Origin of the sequence: Xanthomonas cannabis pv. cannabis (assembly GCF_000802365.1) — a bacterium.
Taxonomy (GTDB): domain Bacteria; phylum Pseudomonadota; class Gammaproteobacteria; order Xanthomonadales; family Xanthomonadaceae; genus Xanthomonas; species Xanthomonas cannabis.
This window is the reverse complement of the sequence record NZ_JSZE01000001.1, coordinates 52,454-71,338: the sequence shown is the minus strand read 5'-3', so window position 1 is coordinate 71,338 and position 18,885 is coordinate 52,454. Positions and strand designations below refer to the sequence as shown.

The following is an 18,885-nucleotide window of genomic DNA, read 5'->3' as shown; positions in this document are numbered from 1 at the left end:
AACAGCGCGCCACAGCACGCCAACCTGCTGCACATCGCCCAGCAGCCCGCACCACATCGCTGTGCCGTAACGCTCCGCCACAACGGCAAGCCGCCATGTCCGGCGCGCGCTGCACCACCCTGGGGCGCTGCGTTAGACTGTCGCCCCTCTGCGGCCCGCCAGGCCGCCCTGCATGGATTGTCATACACGCATGAGCTGGCTCAGCAAATTGATGCCCTCCGGCATCCGCACCGAGAACACCCCGGCCAAGAAGCGCAGCGTCCCCGAGGGGCTGTGGGAAAAGTGCAGCAACTGCGGTAGCGCACTGTACGGCCCGGAACTCGAAGAAAATCTCGAGGTGTGCCCGAAGTGCGACCATCACATGGCGATCCGCGCGCGCGCGCGTCTGAACTCGCTGTTCGACCCGGAAACTGCAACCACCGAGATCGCCGCCCAACTCGGCCCGGTCGACGTGCTCAAGTTCAAGGACCAGAAGCGCTACGGTGAGCGCATCAAGGCCAGCCAGAAGGCCAGCGGCGAATACGACGCGCTGATCGCCATGCGCGGCACGCTCAAGGGCAACCCGCTGGTCGCCGCCGCCTTCGACTTCGCCTTCATGGGCGGCTCGATGGGCTCGGTGGTCGGCGAGCGTTTTGCACGCGCTGCCGAGGTAGCGCTGGAAGTGGGCTGCCCGTTCGTGTGCTTCTCCGCCAGCGGCGGTGCGCGCATGCAGGAAGGCCTGTTCTCGCTGATGCAGATGGCCAAGACCTCCGCGGCACTCGGGCGCCTGCGCGAAGCCGGCCTGCCGTACATCTCGGTGCTGACCCATCCCACCACCGGTGGCGTGTCGGCGTCGTTCGCGATGCTGGGCGACATCAACATCGCCGAGCCGCATGCGCTGATCGGTTTCGCCGGCCCGCGCGTGATCGAGCAGACCGTGCGCGAGACGCTGCCGGAGGGCTTCCAGCGTTCGGAGTTCCTGCTCGACCACGGCGCCATCGACCAGATCTGCGACCGCCGCCAGATGCGTGACCGCATTGCCGAGCTGAGCGCGATGATGATGCGTCAGCCGCGTCCGCAGGACGCCGACGTCGCATGAGCGCCCGCAAATATTTCGGCACCGACGGCATTCGCGGTCGGGTCGGGCAGGGCGCGATCTCGGCCGATTTCGTGCTGCGTCTGGGCAATGCGCTCGGGCGCGTGCTGACGCAGGGCCGCAGCAAGCGGCCGCTGGTGTTGATCGGCAAGGACACGCGCATTTCCGGCTACATGTTCGAAGCGGCGCTGGAAGCGGGCCTGGTGGCGGCAGGTGCCGATGTGCAGATGATCGGCCCGATGCCGACGCCGGCCATCGCGTTTCTGACCAGCACCTTGCGTGCAGATGCCGGCGTGGTGATCAGCGCCTCGCACAATCCCCATTACGACAACGGCATCAAGTTCTTCTCTGCCGAAGGCGAAAAGCTCGACGATGCGACCGAGGCGGCCATCGAAGCCGCACTCGAAGAACCGTTCCATACCGTGGAATCCGAGCGCCTGGGCAAGGCGATCCGCACCCGCGATGCGATCGGTCGTTACATCGAGTTCTGCAAGGCCAGCGTGGCGCGCGGCTTCACCCTGCAGGGCCTGAAGATGGTGCTGGACTGCGCGCATGGCGCCACCTATCACATCGCCCCGATGCTGTTTCGCGAGCTCGGCGCCGAGGTGGTGGTGGTCGGTGCCGCGCCGGACGGGCTCAACATCAACGACGGCGTCGGCTCCACGCATATCGACAATCTCGCCGCCAAGGTGCGCGAGAGCGGGGCGCAGCTGGGGATTGCCTTCGACGGCGACGGCGACCGCGTGCTGATGGCCGACGACCAGGGCAACCCGGTCGATGGCGACGACCTGCTGTATGTGCTTGCGCGCTCCTGGCAGTCCAGCGGCCGGCTCACCGGCACCGTGGTTGGCACCTTGATGACCAATTACGGGCTGGAGCCGGCGCTGGCGGCGCTGCGCATCCCGTTCCAGCGCGCCAAGGTGGGTGACCGCTATGTGCATCAGGCGCTGGTCGAAGGCGGCGGCACGCTGGGCGGAGAAACCTCCGGCCATCTGCTGTGCCTGGACCGCGCGAGCACCGGCGACGGCATCGTCAGTGCGCTGCAGGTGCTCGAAGCCCTCATCCGCGATGGTCACAGCCTGCGCGAGGCCTTGCGCGACCTGACCAAGGTGCCGCAAAAGACGGTCAACGTGCGGCTGGGTGGCGGCGCGGCAAACGCCATCGTCGAGGCGGCGAGCGTGCAGCAGGCGCTGCAGCAGGCGCAGGCGGCCGTGCAGGGCCGGGGGCGTGCATTCCTGCGTCCGTCCGGTACCGAGCCGGTGGTGCGCGTGACCGTGGAAGCCGACGACGCCGGCCTGATGCAGGACACGCTCGACCGACTCTCAGGTGCGGTGCGTGACGCGGCGTGAGTCGCTGATCATTGGCGTCTGCGTGATCGTGGCCAAGGCCGCGACGTTCTACCTGTTGTATCGCCTGCTGATCTGAGCCGCAGGCTCTCTCGACCTTTTCATACTTCCATTGCAGACACCCGTATGAGCGCCCGCATCCCTACCCTGGACATCACCCGCTTCGACAGCGACCGCGACGCCTTCGTCGCCGAACTCGGCGCAGCCTATCGGCAGTGGGGCTTTGCCGGCATCCGCAATCACGGCATCGCCCAGGCCGACATCGATGCCGCCTACGAGGTCTTCAAGGCGTTTTTCGCCTTGCCCGAGGAGGTGAAGCGGCGCTATCACGTGCCGGGCAGCGGCGGCGCACGCGGCTATACCGCCTTCGGTGTGGAAACCGCCAAGGATTCCAAGCATTTCGACCTGAAGGAGTTCTGGCATATCGGTCGCGAGATTCCGGACGATTCGCCGTATCGTGCGGTGATGCCGCCGAACCTGTGGCCGGAGGAAGTGCCGGAGTTCCGTGAGCGTGGCTATCAGCTGTACCAGCAGCTGGATCAACTCGGCTCGCGCGTGCTCTCCGCGCTGGCACTGCATATCGGTCTGCCGCAGGACTATTTCGTCGACAAGACCAACAACGGCAATTCGATCCTGCGGCCGATCCACTACCCGCCGATCACCAGCGACGACATCCCGAACGTGCGCGCCGGCGCGCATGGCGACATCAACTTCATCACCTTGCTGGTCGGTGCCAGTGCCGCCGGGCTGGAAGTACGTTCCAACGATGGCGAGTGGGTGCCGTTCACCGCCGACGCCGACACCATCGTGGTCAACATCGGCGACATGCTGCAGCGCCTGACCAACCACGTGTATCCATCCACGATCCATCGCGTGGTCAATCCGCCCGGTGAAGCCGCGCGCAAGCCGCGCTATTCGGTGCCGTTCTTCCTGCACCCCAACCCGGATGTCCTGATCGACGTGTTGCCCTCGTGCATCAGTGCCGACAACCCGAGCCGGTATCCCGGGCCGATCACCGCACACGGCTTCCTGGAAGAGCGTCTGCGCGAGATCAAGCTGAAGTAAGCGGTGTCGTCGTCGCTGGTGCTGTGCATGGCAATGGCCGCGCCGCACTTGGGCGGCAGGCAGTGCGCACAGCCCGTAGTCGCGCTCGCAACATTGGCCATGACAGCGACCACAGTTCTGTTCATAAAATTGTGCTCGCGTCTGGTTAAAGCTTGCGTTCACCCGCGCCGATAATCCAGTCTGATCGCTAGCGCGACGTCGGACTCGCCTGGCGCCCGCTGCCGATTGCACGGTCAGGGGGGCGCATGCGGATGCAGGGGATCAAACATATGGGGGCGCTGGGCCTGCTTGCGCTCTGCGGCGTGGCAGCGCCGCTGGCAGCAGCGCCAGTGAGCGTGGCAGTGGCCGATGCCAACGGCGTCCTGGTCGATGCGGTGGTCAGCCTGGAGTTGCCGCGGCCCGCCGCGGCCAGTGCCGGCAAGACCATGGAGATGGACCAAGTCAATTCGCAGTTCGTGCCTGCGGTGTTGGCGGTGCGCACCGGCACGTCGGTGCGGTTTCCGAACAACGATCAGATCCGCCATCAGGTGTATTCGTTCTCGCCGGCCAAACGCTTTGAACTGCCGCTGTTCCAGGGCACCACGGCCGCGCCGGTGCGCTTCGATCAAGCCGGTCTGGTGACGGTGGGCTGCAACATCCACGACTGGATGCTGGGCTATATCGTGGTGCTGGAGACCCCGTATTTCGGCAAGACCGGCAGCGACGGGCGCGTGCAGCTCGACGCGCCCGCCGGCAACTACACGCTGCGCGTGTGGCATCCCCGCATCAGGGGCGCTGCCGTGACCGAGCCGCTGGTCGTCGCACGCGACCCGGTGCAGCGCCGCATCACCTTACAGACCACGGGCGCGGCACCGGTGGTGGCGCCACCGGATGCGCGCGTCCGCGCGTTGCAGGACAAATTTCGCCGCGCCGAGCCGAAGAAGACCCATCCATGAGGGCGATGCGACTGCATACCCGCATCGCGGTGCTGCTGGTGCTGGTTGTGCTCGCCACCCAGGCACTGACCTTCATTGCGGTGCAGCTGGCAACCGATCGCAGCGTCAAGGCGCAGCTGGGCGAAGAACTGCAGATCGGCGAGCGCGTCTGGCAGCGCATCAACCTGCGCCGCGACGAACAACTGCTGCAATCGGCCTCGGTGCTGGCCGATGATTTCGGCTTTCGTGCTGCGGTGGCCAGCGGCGATGTGCCCACCATGCAGTCGGCGCTACGCAATCATGCCGCGCGCATGTCCGCGCAGACTGCGGTGCTGCTCTCGCCGGATGGCGAATTTTTGACCGGCCTGGCCGATCTGCCCCAGGCCGAGCAATTGCGCGCGGTACAGGCCCTGTTGCAGCAGGCGCAGCGCGATGGTCGTGCGGTGGGGGTGGTTGCACTGAATCGGCAGATCGTGCGGCTGGCCGTGGTCCAGGTGCTGGCGCCGAGTCGCGTCGGCTGGATTGCGATCGGCAACGAATCCGGCGAGGGCCTGGCCCAGGATTTCCGCACGACCACCGGGTTGGATGCCACGTTCTTTACCGACGGCCCGCCTGTGCAGGTGCTCGCGTCGACGTTGGAGCCGCCGGCGCGTGCCGAATTTGCGCAGCAGTTGCCGACCGCCGAGCGCACCCAGGCAACAGCGATTGCGCTGACGCTGGGTCAGTCGCGCTACCTGGTCAAGCTGCAAGCGATCCAGGGCGACAGCCATGTGCGGGTGGCCTTGCAGGCGTCGCTGGACCGGGCGATCGCGCCGTATCGCATTCTCAAGTTGCGCATCCTGTTGCTGGCCGGTCTGGCCACGGCTGCGGCCCTGGGCGTGGCAATCTTTCTGGCGCGTAGTGTCAGCAAGCCGGTGGCGCAATTGGTGCAGGCCGCGCGGCGCATCCAGCGTGGCGATTACCAGACGGCAGTGGACGTGCCGCCGGGCCGCGAGCTGGCCGAGCTGGCAGACAGCTTCGGGCGGATGCAGCAGCAGATCGCCAGCCGTGAGCAGCACATCCTGCATCAGGCGCGGCACGACGCACTCACCGGCTTGCCTAATCGTTTGTGGTTGCTGGAGCGGTTGAAGGAGGTGGTCGAACACACCGTCGCTTCCGGTGGCACCGCGGCCGTGCTGATCCTGGATCTGGAGCGTTTCAAGGAGCTCAACGACAGCCTGGGCCATGATTTTGCCGACCAGGTGCTGGTCGAGGCCGGGCGGCGGCTTGCCGATGTAGTGCACGCGCCCAACCTGGTCGGGCGCCTGGGTAGCGACGAGTTCATGGTGGTGGTGGCGCAGGCCGATGCGAACAGCGTGCAGCTGGACGCACAACGGCTGCTGCTGCAATTGCGCCGCCCGCTGACCTTGCCGCAGGCACGCATCCAGCTCGAAGCCAGCATCGGCATTGCACTGATTCCCGAGCATGGCGCGGACCCGGACACCTTGCTGCGTCGCGCCGATATCGCACGGCGCCAGGTGGGCGATGTGACCACCATCGGCGCCATCGGCGCCAGCGTCTACCGCATGGGCCAGGACGAGCAGCATCTGCGCCGGTTGCGGCTCACCGGCGATCTGCGTCAGGCCATCGGCGGCAACGAGTTGACCTTGCGCTTCCAGCCCAAGATCTGCCTGCGGACCGACCGTGTCGAACAGGTCGAAGTGCTGGTGCGCTGGCATCACCCAACGCTGGGCCCGATCGGCCCGGACGAATTCATTCCGCTGGCCGAGCATTCCGGCGTGATCCACCCGTTGACCCGCTTCGTGCTGGACGAGGCACTGCGCTGCCAGGCGCACTGGCGCGCGCAAGGCCTGGAGCTGGGCATGGCGATCAACCTGTCGGCCCTGGATCTGTCCGATCCGGGTCTGCCCGACTACGTGCGTGCGCGGCTGGAGCAGCACGCCGTGCCGGCGCAGTCGGTCACGTTGGAGTTGACCGAAAGCGCGCTGATGCGCGATGTCGAATCTGCGCTGCACATGCTGCATCAGCTGCGTGGCGTGGGCGTGCGTCTGTCCATCGACGACTTCGGCACCGGCTATTCCTCGTTGGCTCAACTCAAGCGCATGCCGGTGAACGAATTAAAGATCGACAAGAGCTTCGTGATGCAGCTGGCCGAAGGCACCGACGATGCATTCATCGTGCGCAGCACGATCGATCTGGGCCACAACCTTGGCCTGAGCGTGATCGCCGAAGGCGTCGAAAACACCACGGCCCTGGGCCTGCTACGCGGCTATGGCTGCGACATGGTGCAGGGCTACCTGTACGCGCCACCACTGGAAGAGGCGCCGTTGGTGGCGTGGTGCATGCGCCAACTGGGCATGCCGTCGGCAGCCCATGCAGGCATGCAGCGATGAGCGCGTGTCTGCGTGTCGCCCTCATCGTGACGGTTGTTGCCGGTGCGTTCGCGCCATTGAAGGCAATGGCTGGCGACGGGCGCCTGCTCGCCACCGGTGGCGTGTCGATGATCGAAGGCAGCAGTGGTGGTGGCATCGTGCCGTGGGCCACGTTGTCGGGTTACGGCACGCGCGATGAGTTGGGCACCGTGCTGTTCGCCACGCATGTGGATAGCGGCGATTACCGCCTCGATGTGCAGGGCGCGGCGTTCACGGTCGGTAATCGGCTGGAGCTGTCGCTTGCGCGCCAGCGTCTGGATCTGGGCACGCTGCAGGACCGGCTCGGCTTGCCGTGGAATGCGCTCGGCCAGGACGTGTTCGGTGCCAAGGTGCGATTGGCCGGCGACCTTGTCTACGGGCATGCACCGCAAGTCAGCCTGGGCGTGCAGTACAAGCGCTTGCGCGACGGGACCTTGCCCTTGGCGATCGGCGCGCGCGACGATCACGGCACGGACGTCTATCTCAGTGCAAGCCGTTTGTTGCTGCAGGGCGCTGGCGGGTACCAGCTGCTGCTCAACGGCACGGTGCGCGCCACCCGCGCCAACCAGACCGGCCTGCTCGGCTTCGGCGGCGACCGGCGTAACGGCTATCGTCTGGTGCCCGAGGCCAGTGCGGCCGTCGTGCTGTCGCCATCCTGGGCGGTGGGCATGGAATATCGCGACAAACCGAATAATCTGCGCTTCGCGCGCGAGCAGGCGTGGGCGGATGTGTTCGTCGCCTGGTTCCCCGGCAAGCACGTTTCGCTGACTGCCGCCTGGGCCGATCTGGGCAGTGTCGCCACGCTGGCCGACCAGCGTGGTCCTTATCTCTCTTTGCAGGTGGCGTTCTGATGAACCTATGGCTGCGCTGGTGCCTGCTGTGCCTGCTGGGCCTGACGAGCGCCTGCGCCAGTACGCAACCGCGCCAGACGCTCTACGACGAACTTGGCGGGCAAGCCGGCATCGAAGCGCTGGTGGAAACCATGCTCTCGCGTATCGCCGACGACCAGCGCATCGTCGACAAGTTCGCCCGCGTCAACATCGTCATGCTCAATGCACGCCTGGTGCAGAAGTTCTGCCACGTCGCCGACGGCCCCTGCCCGGACACGGCCAAGTCGATGCAGCAGGCGCACGCACACCTGGCCATCCGCGAAGGCGACTTCAACGCACTGGTCGAAGACCTGAACTGGGCGATGGATCAGCAAAAGATCCCGCGCCGCACGCAAAATCGCCTGCTCGCGCGGCTGGCAGCCATGCACGACGAGATCGTCAATCGCTGAAAGCGATGGGTCTCCTGCCGTCATTCGTCAGGCGTGCATGAGTCGGGGGCGCTGCGGCATGCGATAGGCCCGTGTTCGAGCGCTTGCATGTTCATCAACTGCGCGCTTGCGCGGTCATCGCGCATTGCCCAGCCGTTGCGCGTCGAAGCCCGGCACGCGGGCACCTGCACAGATGCGATGCCTTCCGCCGACCGTCCATAGCCGCCTCACACCAGCGGCCGCACCCGGTGCGAGCCGCGTGCCATCAGCCGCAGGGCAAGCGCATGCGGCAGCAGGCGCAGCCCCGCATGGACCAGCCGATAGCGCCAGCCTGGCACCGCCAGCACCCGGCCGCGCTCCAGCGCCTGGATGCCGTACTCGGCCACGTCATCGGCCTGCAGCCAGGCCCAGCCGGGCAGGGTGGACATCGCCTCGCGCGTGCCGGTGACATCGTGGAATTCCGACCATGCAAAGCCGGGGCACAGGGCGCAGACCTTGACGCCGCAATCGGCGTTTTCCAGCGCCAGCGATTCGCTGAAGCGCAGCATGAAACTCTTGCTGGCCGCGCATAGCGTCTGCCCATCGGCACTGGGTGTCAGTGCCGCGAACGAGGCGACGTTGAGAATGCGGCCCTGGCCGCTGGCACGAATCATCGGCAACAGCCGCCAGGTCAGTTCGCACACTGCGCCCACCATCACCTGCAAAAAGCGCGCATGCGTGGCCCAGTCGTTGTGCAGGTAGCGGCCCGGCACACCGTAGCCGGCGTTGTTGACCAGGGTGCCCACCGTCCAGCCGTTGCGCTGGATTTGCGTCGCCAGTGCCTCTGCCGCAGCAGGGTCGGCCAGATCGGCCGGCAGCACTTCCACCCGCACGTCACTGCGCAATTCATCCGCCAGCGCCTGCAGCCGGTCCACCCGCCGCGCGGTGAGGATCAACGGCACCCCGCGTCGGGCATAGGCCCGCGCAATCTCGCGGCCGATGCCGCTGGAGGCACCGGTGATCAGCGCAAAGACAGGTGAAACGGACATGACGGGTTCCTGGTGGGGGAGGGATAGGACATGCAGCGGACAGAAGTGTGCCGGTTGCCGACAGGCCATGGGCTATTCTGTCGCCTCTCTTCAACTCAGGAACCTGCGCCTGATGCGTCGAAAGATCGTTGCCGGAAACTGGAAGCTGCATGGTAGCCGCAGCTTTGCCACCGAACTGGTGGCAAAGGTCGCCGCACACATGCCCCTGGAGGGTGTCGATGTCGTCATCCTGCCACCACTGCCTTACCTCGGTGACCTGATCGAGGATTTCGAGGCACATCACCTGTCCTTTGGAGCCCAGGACGTCAGTAGCAACGAGAAAGGTGCCTACACCGGCGAAGTCTCGGCCACCATGTTGGTGGACGTGGGTGCCGGCTATGGGCTGGTCGGTCATTCCGAGCGGCGCCAGTACCATCAGGAGAGTAGCGAGCTGGTCGCGCGCAAGTTTGCCGCCGCCATCCACGCCGGGCTGATCCCGGTGCTGTGCGTGGGCGAATCGCTGGAACAGCGTGAGTCCGGTCAGACTGAGGCAATCCTACGTGCCCAGCTCGAACCGGTCCTGGCCCTGGTGGGCAGCGAAGGCTTTGCCCACGCGGTGCTGGCTTACGAGCCAATCTGGGCGATCGGCACCGGCCGTAACGCCAGCCCCGAGCAGGCCCAGGCCGTGCATGCCTTCCTGCGTGGCGAAGTCGCGAAGGCGGATGCTAGAATTGCGGATGGTCTGCCCATCCTGTACGGGGGCAGCGTCAAGCCCGACAACGCCGGCGAGCTGTTCGCACAGCCCGATGTCGATGGGGGGCTGGTCGGCGGCGCATCACTGGTTGCCGAAGATTTCCTGGCCATTGCACGTGCGGCGGCTGCTTGTTAACCCATTAAGTTTTGTCCGGGGACGGATTTCGAAATGCTGATGTTGATCCTCAATGTGGTCTACGTGCTGGTCGCGCTGGCGATGATTGCGCTGATCCTGATGCAGCGTGGTGCGGGTGCGGCGGCCGGTTCCGGCTTCGGTGCCGGCGCATCGGGCACGGTGTTCGGTTCGCAGGGTGCGTCGAACTTCCTGTCCAAGTCGACCAAGTGGCTGGCCGTGGTGTTCTTCAGCATCAGCCTGTTCATGGCGTGGTACGCCACGCACGGGGCACGTCCAACGGATCAGAACCTGGGCGTGATGTCGCAGTCGGCAACGCCGGCTCCGGCCGCCGCAGGCGAACTCACCCAGCCGTTGCCGCAGGCTCCGGCCGCTGGTGCGGTACCGACCGCTCCGTCGCAGCCGGCTCCTGCCGCTGCGCCGGCAGCAGCCCCGGTGCAGTCCGCCCCGGCACAGCCGGCGCCTGCAGCCAGCGAAGAAAACGCTTCAGAACCAGCACAAAAACGCTGAAGCCGGTTACAATGCGCTGCGCACTGGGATGCCCAGCGGCGCAACGTATGCCCAGGTGGCGGAATTGGTAGACGCACTACCTTGAGGTGGTAGCGACTTAGGTCGTAGGGGTTCGAGTCCCCTCTTGGGCACCATTGTTTGGCTGCAGTTCCTGCGCATCGCTTGTCGCGCGCGGGGCCTGCCTATACCCCATGCCGGCACGCGGCGCGTGCGGGCAGAGGCAAGAGAGAATCGCTGTGCTGGCCGAATATTTGCCGAGTCTGCTGTTTCTGATCGTCGCCACTGGTATCGGCATCGTGCTGATGTTGGTCGGTCGATTCTTCGCTCCACGCACCCCGGACGCGCGCAAGCTCTCGCCTTACGAGTGTGGCTTCGAAGCTTTCGAAGACGCGCGCATGAAGTTCGATGTGCGCTACTACCTCATCGCGATCCAGTTCATCGTGTTCGACCTGGAAATCATCTTCATCGTGCCGTGGACGCAGGTGTTCATGGAGATCGGCGCACGCTCGCTGGTCACCATGGGGCTGTTCGTCGGCATGTTGTTCCTCGGCTTTATCTACGTGTGGAAGAAGGGAGCGCTGGAATGGGAGTGATTCAGACCCTGGATCGTCTGATGACCAACCCGATGCCGGAAGGCCGGGTGGAAGACATCCTGCGCCCGGAAGGCGAAAACCCGTTGCTCGAAAAGGGCTACGTGACCACCAGCGTCGATGCGCTGCTGAACTGGGCGCGGACCGGTTCGATGTGGCCGATGACCTTCGGCCTGGCCTGCTGTGCGGTCGAGATGATGCACGCCGGCGCCTCGCGTCTGGACCTGGACCGTTACGGCGTGGTGTTCCGCCCGTCGCCGCGTCAGTCCGACGTGATGATCGTGGCCGGCACGCTGGTCAACAAGATGGCCCCGGCGCTGCGCAAGGTCTACGACCAGATGCCCGACCCGAAGTGGGTCATCTCGATGGGCAGCTGCGCCAATGGCGGCGGCTACTATCACTATTCGTATTCGGTGGTGCGCGGTTGCGACCGCATCGTGCCGGTGGACATCTATGTCCCGGGCTGCCCGCCGACTGCCGAGGCGCTGGTCTACGGCATCCTGCAGCTGCAGAAGAAGATCTGGCGCACCCAGACAATCGCACGCTGACACCCGTCTTCTCCTACCGAGAGCAGCCAAGCCCCCATGGCAGAGCAAGCATCTTCCTTCACTGACCGACTTGCGGCACGTTTCGCCGGTGCGCAGATCGCCGTGGCATTGCCGCGCGGCGAAGTGACGCTGGAAGTCGCTGCCGCCGATTGGCATGCCACCTGTCTGGCCCTGCGCGATGAGCTCGGTTTCGAGCAGCTCAGCGACCTGTGCGGCGTTGATTACCTGGGCTACGGCAGCGACGAGTGGGATACCGCCGACGTGTCATCGCAGGGTTTCAGCCGCGGCGTCGAAGGCAAGGCCGTCGGCCGTTTTGCCTGGGGCGAATTCCCCAGCCAGGAAAGCTCCGATGGTGCCCAGCCGCAGCAGCTGCCCAAGCAGCGTTTTGCGGTGGTCGCGCAACTGATTTCCTACCAACACAACCAGCGTCTGCGCGTGCGTTGCTACGCACCGGACGAGCAAGTGCCGGTGGTGGCGTCGGTCACCGATATCTGGCCGGGCGTGAACTGGTTCGAGCGCGAGGCGTTCGACCTGTTCGGTATCGTGTTCGATGGACACCCGGATCTGCGCCGCATCCTGACCGACTACGGATTCGTCGGCCACCCGTTCCGCAAGGATTTCCCGCTGATCGGCAACGTCGAAGTGCGTTACGACGAAGAGCGCAAGCGCGTGGTGTACGAGCCGGTCACTTCGGTCGAGCCGCGCGTCGGCGTACCGCGCGTGATTCGCGACGATGCCCGTTATGAGACTGCCGCTGGTGAAGTGGGCAAGTCGGAGACTGCCAAGTGAGTGAGTTCCGCCAGGCAACCGAAGCCTTCGCGAGCAATCCTGTGGAAAGCAAGCAGGAAATCCGCAATTACACGATGAACTTCGGCCCGCAGCATCCTGCGGCGCACGGTGTGTTGCGCCTGATCCTGGAAATGGACGGCGAGACCGTGGTGCGTGCCGATCCGCATATCGGCCTGCTGCACCGTGGCACCGAGAAGCTGGCCGAGTCCAAGCCGTTCAACCAGTCGGTTCCGTACATGGATCGCCTGGACTACGTGTCGATGATGTGCAACGAGCACGCTTACGTGCGCGCGATCGAATCCCTGATGGGGATCGAGGCGCCCGAGCGTGCGCAGTACATCCGCACCATGTTCGACGAGATCACCCGCATCAAGAATCACCTGATGTGGGTCGGCTCCAACGCGCTCGATCTGGGAGCAATGGCGGTGATGCTGTATGCATTCCGCGAGCGCGAGGAATTGATGGATGTCTACGAGGCGGTCAGCGGCGCGCGCATGCACGCGGCCTACTACCGCCCCGGCGGCGTGTACCGTGATCTGCCCGACTTCATGCCCAAGTACAAGGAATCCCGTTGGCACAAGGGCGGGGCACTGAAGAAGCTCAATGCAGCGCGCGAAGGCTCGATGCTGGACTTCCTCGAGGATTTCACCAATACGTTCCCGTCGCGTGTGGACGAGTACGAGACGCTGCTGACCGATAACCGTATCTGGAAGCAGCGTACCGTCGACGTCGGCATCATCAGCCCGGATCTGGCGCGTGCCTGGGGCATGACCGGCCCGATGCTGCGTGGCTCGGGCATCGAATGGGACCTGCGCAAGAAGCAGCCGTACGCCAAGTACGACGCGGTGGAGTTCGACATCCCGGTCGGCACCAACGGCGACTGCTACGACCGCTACCTGGTGCGCGTGGCCGAGATGCGTGAATCCAACCGCATCATCAAGCAGTGCGTGAAGTGGCTGAAGGCCAATCCTGGCCCGGTCATGGTCACCAATTTCAAGGTCGCTCCGCCAAGCCGCGAAGGCATGAAGGACGACATGGAAGCGCTGATCCATCACTTCAAGCTGTTCAGCGAAGGCTATTGCGTGCCGGCCGGCGAAACCTACAGCGCGGTCGAAGCGCCCAAGGGCGAGTTCGGCTGCTACCTGATGTCCGATGGCGCCAACAAGCCGTTCCGCGTGCATCTGCGCGCGCCGGGCTTTGCGCATCTGTCGTCGATGGACGCAGTGGTGCGTGGCTATCTGCTGGCCGACGTCGTGGCGATGATCGGTACTTACGATTTGGTTTTCGGTGAGGTTGACCGATGAAGGCGACGGGTAATTTCGAGGCGGCGCGCGACGTCGATCCGCAGGTGGTGCTGAGCGACAAGACGCGCGCGCACATCGATCATTGGCTGGCCAAATTTCCGCCCGATCGCAAGCGGTCGGCGGTGCTGCAGGGCCTGCATGCTGCGCAGGAGCAGAACCAGGGCTGGCTGACCGATGAGCTGATCGTCGGCGTGGCCAAGTATCTGGAACTGCCGCCGGTGTGGGCCTACGAGGTCGCCAGTTTCTACTCGATGTTCGAGACCGAGAAGGTCGGCCGCCACAACGTGGCGTTCTGCACCAATATCAGTTGCTGGCTCAACGGCGCCGAAGATCTGCTGGCGCACGCGGAAAAGAAACTGGGTTGCAAGCTGGGGCAGTCGACGGCCGATGGCCGCGTCTACCTCAAGCGCGAAGAAGAGTGCCTGGCGGCCTGCTCGGCGGCGCCGATGATGGTCATCAACGGCCACTACCACGAGCACCTGACGAAAGAGAAGGTCGACGCGCTGCTGGACGGGCTGGAATAAGACATGGCACATCATCACGCACCTACAGGTCCGGTCGGTCCGGCGCCGTTGCCGCATCAAGTGGTCTACACGACCCTGCATTACGACACGCCCTGGTCCTACGAGAGCTACCTCAAGACCGGTGGCTACGCCGCGTTGCGCAAGATCCTCGAAGAGAAGATCGCCCCGGCCGACGTCATCGAGATGGTCAAGGCATCGAACCTGCGCGGCCGCGGTGGCGCAGGCTTCCCGACCGGTCTGAAGTGGTCGTTCATGCCCAAGGGCAACATGCAGAAGTACATCCTGTGCAATTCGGACGAATCCGAGCCGGGAACCTGCAAGGACCGCGACATCCTGCGTTACAACCCGCATTCGGTGGTGGAGGGCATGGCGATCGCCTGCTACGCCACCGGTTCGACCGTGGGCTACAACTACCTGCGCGGCGAGTTCCACCACGAGCCGTTCGAGAACTTCGAACTGGCGCTGGCCGATGCCTATGCCAACGGCTGGCTGGGCAAGAACATCCTCGGCAGCGGCGTGGATATCGATATCTACGGTGCGCTGGGCGCCGGCGCCTACATCTGCGGCGAAGAAACCGCGTTGATGGAGTCGCTGGAAGGCAAGAAGGGCCAGCCGCGCTACAAGCCGCCGTTTCCGGCCAACTTCGGCCTGTACGGCAAGCCGACCACCATCAACAACACCGAGACCTATGCGTCGGTGCCGGCGATCATTCGCAACGGCCCGGAGTGGTTCCTCGGGTTGAGCAAGACCAAGAACGGTGGCCCGAAGATCTTCTCGGTGTCCGGCTGCGTGCAGAAGGGCGGCAACTTCGAAGTGCCGCTTGGCACCACCTTCGACGAATTGCTGGAAATGGCCGGTGGCCTGCGTCCGGGTCGCAAGCTCAAGGGCGTGGTGCCCGGCGGCGTGTCGATGCCGGTGTTGAAGGCCGACCAGGTCGCCGGCCTGCAGATGGATTACGACACCCTGCGTGCGCTGGGCACCGGTCTGGGTTCGGGCGCCATCGTGGTGCTGGACGACAGCGTCTGCTGCGTGCGTTTTGCCTGCCGCATCTCGCAGTTCTTCCACAAGGAATCCTGCGGCCAGTGCACCCCGTGCCGCGAAGGTACCGGCTGGATGCACCGCGTGCTGGAGCGCATCGTCGCCGGCAAGGCCACGATGGAAGACCTGCACCAGCTGCGCACGGTTGCCGGCCAGATCGAAGGGCACACCATCTGTGCGTTCGGCGAAGCGGCGGCATGGCCGATTCAGGGCTTCCTGCGCCAGTTCTGGGACGAGTTCGAGTACTACATCGTCAACGGTCGTTCGATCGTCGATACGCAAGTCGGAGTGGCTGCATGAGCGCCCAACCAGTGAACCCGAACGTGCCACCGGACCACGTCACCGTCGAGATCGACGGGCAGTCTCTGGTAGTGCCGAAGGGCTCCATGATCATCCAGGCGGCCGACAAGGCCGGCATCCCGATTCCGCGCTTCTGCTACCACGAGAAGCTGCCGATCGCGGCAAATTGCCGTATGTGCCTGGTCGATGTCGAAAAGTCGCCCAAGCCGTCGCCTGCCTGCGCCACGCCGGTGATGGATGGCATGAAGGTCACCACGCGTAGCGAAAAGGCGCTGAAGTACCAGCGCAGCGTGATGGAATTCCTGCTGATCAATCACCCGCTGGACTGCCCGATCTGCGATCAGGGCGGCGAGTGCGAGCTGCAGGACGTCTCGCTCGGCTATGGCCGTTCGGTGAGCCGCTTCAACGAGCGCAAGCGCGTGGTGCCGGACGAGGATATCGGTCCGCTTGTCGCCACCGAGATGACCCGCTGTATCCAGTGCACCCGCTGCGTGCGTTTCACTGCAGACATTGCCGGTACCTACGAGCTGGGCGGCATGTACCGCGGCGAGAATCTGCAGATCGGCACCTATGACGGCAAGCCGCTGACCACCGAAATTTCCGGCAACGTCATCGACGTCTGCCCGGTGGGCGCGCTGACCAACAAGGTGTTCCAGTTCCGCGCACGTCCGTGGGAACTGATGGCACGCGAATCGCTGGGTTATCACGATGCGATGGGCTCGAACCTGTTCCTGCACGTGCGCCGCGGCGAAGTGCTGCGCACCGTGCCGCGCGAGAACGAGGCGGTCAACGAATGCTGGCTGTCCGACCGCGACCGTTATTCGCATCAGGGCCTGTATGCCGAAGACCGTGCGGTCAAGCCGCTGAAGAAGGTCAACGGGCAGTGGACTGAAGTGAGCTGGACCGAAGGTCTGGCTGCAGCGACCCAGATCTTGCGCGAAAACGCGGGTGATGCGCTTGGCGTGCTGGTGCACCCGTCCACCTCGAACGAAGAGGGCGCGCTGCTGGCGCGTCTGGCCGAAGGGCTGGGCAGCGGTAATCTGGATCACCGTCTGCTCAATCGCGACTTTTCCGACGCTGCGGTGGCGCAAGCCTTCGCAACGCCGTTGGCCGAGATCGAGCAGGCCGATGTTGTCGTGCTGTTCGGCAGCAACGTGCGCCACGAGCTGCCGCTGCTGCATGCACGGTTGCGCAAGGCGCACATCCAGAACCGCACGCAGATCCACTCGGTCAATCCGGTCGATTTCGATTTTGCCTTCACCCAGGCCTCGCGCACCGTGGTCGCGCCGTCGCAGCTGGCTGCGGCGCTCGACGACACCGCGTTGCGTGATGCGGTCAAGGGCGCAACCCGCGCCGTGATCGTGGTCGGCGCGCTGGCTGAAAATCATCCGCAGGCTGCTGCACTGCGTGCTGCCGCACGTGATTTTGCCGCTGCAACCGGTGCGTCGCTGTGCCGCATTCCGCAGGGCGCCAACGCGGTGGGTCTGGTGTCGCAGGGCGTGTTGCCGACCGCGCGCGATGTCGCCGGCATGCTGGCTCAGCCGCGTCAGGCCTATGTGCTGTACGGCATCGAACCCGGCCTGGATTTTGCCGACGCCGCTGCCGCGCGCAGTGCGCTGGCCGGTGCCAAGGTCGTGGCGTTCAGTCAGTTCGCGTGCGCCTCGACGCGCGACGTGGCCGATGTGATCCTGCCGATTGGTGCGTTGCCGGAGATCGATGCGTCGCTGACCAATCTCGATGGCCGTGTACAGACCGCACGCGCCGCAGGGCGCCTGCCGGTCGAGGCACGCGAAGGCTGGCGGGTGCTGCGTGCACTGGGCGGCGAGCTGGGCCTGGCCGGTTTCGAATTCATCGATCTGGTCGGTCTGCGTGCGGGCATGCAGAACCGCAGCGTCAGTCCAGTCGCGTCTGCGCAGCCGGCCACGGCGAGCGACGGGTTGGAGGTTGCGGCAACCGCGGCGATCTATCGCACCGATGCTGTCGTACGCCGGGCCGCTGCGTTGCAGTCGCATCCGCTCAACATTGCGCCGTGTGTGGCAATGCACCCGGAGCAGGCGGCGCAGTTGCAGCTTGGCGCGGGTCAGATGGTCAAGGTCGGTACGGACGCGGGTAAGGCGACGTTGCCGGTGGTGCTGGACAAGCGCGTTGCACCGGGCACGGTGTGGATCGAATCCGGCCATGGCGCAACTGCGCCGCTCGGCGCCGGTCGGGTAACGGTGGTGGCTGCATGAACGAATTGCTGTTGAACGTGGTCGACCCCCTCCACCAGTGGTTCCTCGGGCTGGGCGATGGCGGCGTGGTGCTCTGGACCGTACTGAAGATCCTGCTGATCGCCGTGCCGGTGATCGTGTCGGTGGCCTTCTACGTGGTGTGGGAGCGCAAGCTGATCGGCTGGATGCACGTGCGTCATGGGCCCATGTACGTGGGCATGGGCATCTTCCAGGCCTTCGCCGACGTGTTCAAACTCCTGTTCAAGGAGATCCTGCAGCCGAGCAGCTCGCACAAGGCGATGTTCATCATCGCGCCGCTGCTGACGCTGGCGCCGGCCTTCGCGGCCTGGTCGGTGGTGCCGTTCGATGCGCAGCTGGTGTTGTCCAACGCCAACGTCGGTCTGCTGTATCTGCTGGCAATGACCTCGCTGGGCGTGTACGGCATCATCCTCGCGGGCTGGGCGTCCAACTCCAAGTATGCGTTTCTGGGTGCGATGCGCTCGGCCGCACAGGTGGTCAGCTACGAAATTGCGATGGGCTTTGCGCTGGTCGGTGTGATGATCGCTTCCGGCAGTGTCAACCTCAGCCAGATCGTGTTCGCGCAGGCCGGCAACTCCGGCTTCTTCGACTGGTTCCTGATTCCGCTGTTCCCGCTGTTCATCGTGTACTGGGTGTCCGGCGTAGCCGAGACTAACCGCGCGCCGTTCGACGTGGTGGAAGGCGAGTCGGAAATCGTTGCCGGCCACATGGTGGAATACTCGGGCGGTGCATTTGCGCTGTTCTTCCTGGCCGAATACGCCAACATGATCCTGGTCAGCTTTCTGATCTCGATCTTCTTCCTCGGCGGCTGGCTGAGCCCGATCCAGGGTTGGGTCACAGCGGATATCTCGCCGTGGATCAATTGGGTGTGGACCGGCGGCTGGCCGTGGCTGCTGATGAAGGTGTTCTTCTTCGCCAGTGCCTACATCTGGTTCCGTGCCAGCTTCCCGCGCTACCGCTACGACCAGATCATGCGGCTGGGCTGGAAGGTGTTCATTCCGCTCACGATCGTGTGGATCGCAGTGACGGCATTGATGGTGTTTTACGGCGTGATCCAGAAGGGCGTGTAAT

General features: G+C 64.9%; 18 protein-coding genes and 1 tRNA gene. 18 read left to right on the top strand and 1 reads right to left on the bottom strand.

What is annotated here, in order from left to right:
• Nucleotides 1–190: 190 nt before the first annotated feature.
• From accD to OZ10_RS00290, 7 genes are all read left to right on the top strand, one after another.
• A complete protein-coding gene (gene accD, locus OZ10_RS00320) occupies nt 191–1,078 on the top strand; it encodes an acetyl-CoA carboxylase, carboxyltransferase subunit beta (protein WP_039563622.1) in 888 nt (295 codons plus the stop codon).
• Nucleotides 1,075–2,424, top strand: coding sequence for a phosphoglucosamine mutase (gene glmM / locus OZ10_RS00315; protein WP_039415430.1), 1,350 nt, complete (start codon nt 1,075–1,077; stop codon nt 2,422–2,424). The genes accD and glmM overlap by 4 nt, the downstream gene beginning before the upstream one ends.
• 123 nt (nt 2,425–2,547) lie before the next feature.
• Nucleotides 2,548–3,486, top strand: coding sequence for an isopenicillin N synthase family dioxygenase (locus OZ10_RS00310; protein ID WP_039415433.1), 939 nt, complete (start codon nt 2,548–2,550; stop codon nt 3,484–3,486).
• A gap of 251 nt (nt 3,487–3,737) precedes the next feature.
• Nucleotides 3,738–4,421, top strand: coding sequence for a methylamine utilization protein (locus tag OZ10_RS00305; protein ID WP_039563621.1), 684 nt, complete (start codon nt 3,738–3,740; stop codon nt 4,419–4,421).
• Entirely contained in the window at nt 4,418–6,793 is a 2,376-nt protein-coding gene (locus OZ10_RS00300; protein ID WP_039407383.1) for a putative bifunctional diguanylate cyclase/phosphodiesterase, read from the top strand. Before OZ10_RS00305 ends, OZ10_RS00300 begins: the two co-directional genes overlap by 4 nt.
• On the top strand, nt 6,790–7,662 hold the full coding sequence (locus OZ10_RS00295) for a DUF3034 family protein (RefSeq protein WP_039407386.1): 873 nt from the start codon (nt 6,790–6,792) through the stop codon (nt 7,660–7,662). The genes OZ10_RS00300 and OZ10_RS00295 overlap by 4 nt, the downstream gene beginning before the upstream one ends.
• Nucleotides 7,662–8,090 (top strand): group I truncated hemoglobin, encoded by a 429-nt coding sequence (locus tag OZ10_RS00290; protein WP_039563620.1) that lies wholly within the window; start codon nt 7,662–7,664, stop codon nt 8,088–8,090. The genes OZ10_RS00295 and OZ10_RS00290 overlap by 1 nt, the downstream gene beginning before the upstream one ends.
• Before the next feature lie 206 nt (nt 8,091–8,296).
• On the opposite strand, the gene OZ10_RS00285 is transcribed toward OZ10_RS00290, so the two are convergent.
• On the bottom strand, nt 8,297–9,097 hold the full coding sequence (locus tag OZ10_RS00285; protein WP_039407392.1) for an SDR family NAD(P)-dependent oxidoreductase: 801 nt from the start codon (nt 9,095–9,097) through the stop codon (nt 8,297–8,299).
• A 112-nt stretch (nt 9,098–9,209) separates the two neighbouring features.
• Here OZ10_RS00285 and tpiA point away from each other — a divergent pair, with 112 nt between their 5' ends.
• From tpiA to nuoH, 11 genes are all read left to right on the top strand, one after another.
• Complete coding sequence (gene tpiA / locus OZ10_RS00280; RefSeq protein WP_039407395.1) at nt 9,210–9,965, top strand: triose-phosphate isomerase; 756 nt, start codon at nt 9,210–9,212, stop codon at nt 9,963–9,965.
• A gap of 33 nt (nt 9,966–9,998) precedes the next feature.
• Nucleotides 9,999–10,472 carry a preprotein translocase subunit SecG gene (gene secG, locus OZ10_RS00275; RefSeq protein WP_039407398.1) on the top strand — a complete coding sequence of 158 codons (474 nt, stop codon included), beginning with the start codon at nt 9,999–10,001 and terminating at the stop codon, nt 10,470–10,472.
• Nucleotides 10,473–10,521: 49 nt separating this feature from the next.
• Nucleotides 10,522–10,606: transfer RNA gene (locus OZ10_RS00270), tRNA-Leu, on the top strand.
• 102 nt (nt 10,607–10,708) lie between these two features.
• The gene (locus OZ10_RS00265) at nt 10,709–11,065 is read left to right on the top strand and encodes an NADH-quinone oxidoreductase subunit A (RefSeq protein WP_039407401.1); all 357 of its coding nucleotides are present in this window, start codon (nt 10,709–10,711) and stop codon (nt 11,063–11,065) included.
• Complete coding sequence (locus tag OZ10_RS00260; protein ID WP_010371165.1) at nt 11,056–11,610, top strand: NuoB/complex I 20 kDa subunit family protein; 555 nt, start codon at nt 11,056–11,058, stop codon at nt 11,608–11,610. The genes OZ10_RS00265 and OZ10_RS00260 overlap by 10 nt, the downstream gene beginning before the upstream one ends.
• A 36-nt stretch (nt 11,611–11,646) precedes the next feature.
• The gene (locus OZ10_RS00255) at nt 11,647–12,399 is read left to right on the top strand and encodes an NADH-quinone oxidoreductase subunit C (protein WP_039407413.1); all 753 of its coding nucleotides are present in this window, start codon (nt 11,647–11,649) and stop codon (nt 12,397–12,399) included.
• A complete protein-coding gene (locus tag OZ10_RS00250; RefSeq protein WP_039563618.1) occupies nt 12,396–13,703 on the top strand; it encodes an NADH-quinone oxidoreductase subunit D in 1,308 nt (435 codons plus the stop codon). Before OZ10_RS00255 ends, OZ10_RS00250 begins: the two co-directional genes overlap by 4 nt.
• Nucleotides 13,700–14,227 carry an NADH-quinone oxidoreductase subunit NuoE gene (nuoE, locus tag OZ10_RS00245; protein ID WP_005991372.1) on the top strand — a complete coding sequence of 176 codons (528 nt, stop codon included), beginning with the start codon at nt 13,700–13,702 and terminating at the stop codon, nt 14,225–14,227. The genes OZ10_RS00250 and nuoE overlap by 4 nt, the downstream gene beginning before the upstream one ends.
• A gap of 3 nt (nt 14,228–14,230) precedes the next feature.
• Complete coding sequence (nuoF, locus tag OZ10_RS00240) at nt 14,231–15,565, top strand: NADH-quinone oxidoreductase subunit NuoF (RefSeq protein ID WP_039563617.1); 1,335 nt, start codon at nt 14,231–14,233, stop codon at nt 15,563–15,565.
• Entirely contained in the window at nt 15,562–17,796 is a 2,235-nt protein-coding gene (gene nuoG, locus OZ10_RS00235) for an NADH-quinone oxidoreductase subunit NuoG (RefSeq protein WP_039563616.1), read from the top strand. Before nuoF ends, nuoG begins: the two co-directional genes overlap by 4 nt.
• Nucleotides 17,793–18,884: an NADH-quinone oxidoreductase subunit NuoH gene (gene nuoH, locus OZ10_RS00230; RefSeq protein WP_039407436.1), complete on the top strand. Its 1,092-nt coding sequence runs from the start codon at nt 17,793–17,795 to the stop codon at nt 18,882–18,884. Before nuoG ends, nuoH begins: the two co-directional genes overlap by 4 nt.
• Nucleotide 18,885 lies beyond the last annotated feature (1 nt).

Coding starts and splice junctions, on each gene's coding strand:
- accD (WP_039563622.1), top strand. CDS start 191: ATGAGCTGGCTCAGCAAATTGATGCCCTCCGGCATCCGCACCGAGAAC.
- glmM (WP_039415430.1), top strand. CDS start 1,075: ATGAGCGCCCGCAAATATTTCGGCACCGACGGCATTCGCGGTCGGGTC.
- OZ10_RS00310 (WP_039415433.1), top strand. CDS start 2,548: ATGAGCGCCCGCATCCCTACCCTGGACATCACCCGCTTCGACAGCGAC.
- OZ10_RS00305 (WP_039563621.1), top strand. CDS start 3,738: ATGCAGGGGATCAAACATATGGGGGCGCTGGGCCTGCTTGCGCTCTGC.
- OZ10_RS00300 (WP_039407383.1), top strand. CDS start 4,418: ATGAGGGCGATGCGACTGCATACCCGCATCGCGGTGCTGCTGGTGCTG.
- OZ10_RS00295 (WP_039407386.1), top strand. CDS start 6,790: ATGAGCGCGTGTCTGCGTGTCGCCCTCATCGTGACGGTTGTTGCCGGT.
- OZ10_RS00290 (WP_039563620.1), top strand. CDS start 7,662: ATGAACCTATGGCTGCGCTGGTGCCTGCTGTGCCTGCTGGGCCTGACG.
- OZ10_RS00285 (WP_039407392.1), bottom strand. CDS start 9,097: ATGTCCGTTTCACCTGTCTTTGCGCTGATCACCGGTGCCTCCAGCGGC.
- tpiA (WP_039407395.1), top strand. CDS start 9,210: ATGCGTCGAAAGATCGTTGCCGGAAACTGGAAGCTGCATGGTAGCCGC.
- secG (WP_039407398.1), top strand. CDS start 9,999: ATGCTGATGTTGATCCTCAATGTGGTCTACGTGCTGGTCGCGCTGGCG.
- OZ10_RS00260 (WP_010371165.1), top strand. CDS start 11,056: ATGGGAGTGATTCAGACCCTGGATCGTCTGATGACCAACCCGATGCCG.
- OZ10_RS00255 (WP_039407413.1), top strand. CDS start 11,647: ATGGCAGAGCAAGCATCTTCCTTCACTGACCGACTTGCGGCACGTTTC.
- nuoE (WP_005991372.1), top strand. CDS start 13,700: ATGAAGGCGACGGGTAATTTCGAGGCGGCGCGCGACGTCGATCCGCAG.
- nuoF (WP_039563617.1), top strand. CDS start 14,231: ATGGCACATCATCACGCACCTACAGGTCCGGTCGGTCCGGCGCCGTTG.
- nuoG (WP_039563616.1), top strand. CDS start 15,562: ATGAGCGCCCAACCAGTGAACCCGAACGTGCCACCGGACCACGTCACC.
- nuoH (WP_039407436.1), top strand. CDS start 17,793: ATGAACGAATTGCTGTTGAACGTGGTCGACCCCCTCCACCAGTGGTTC.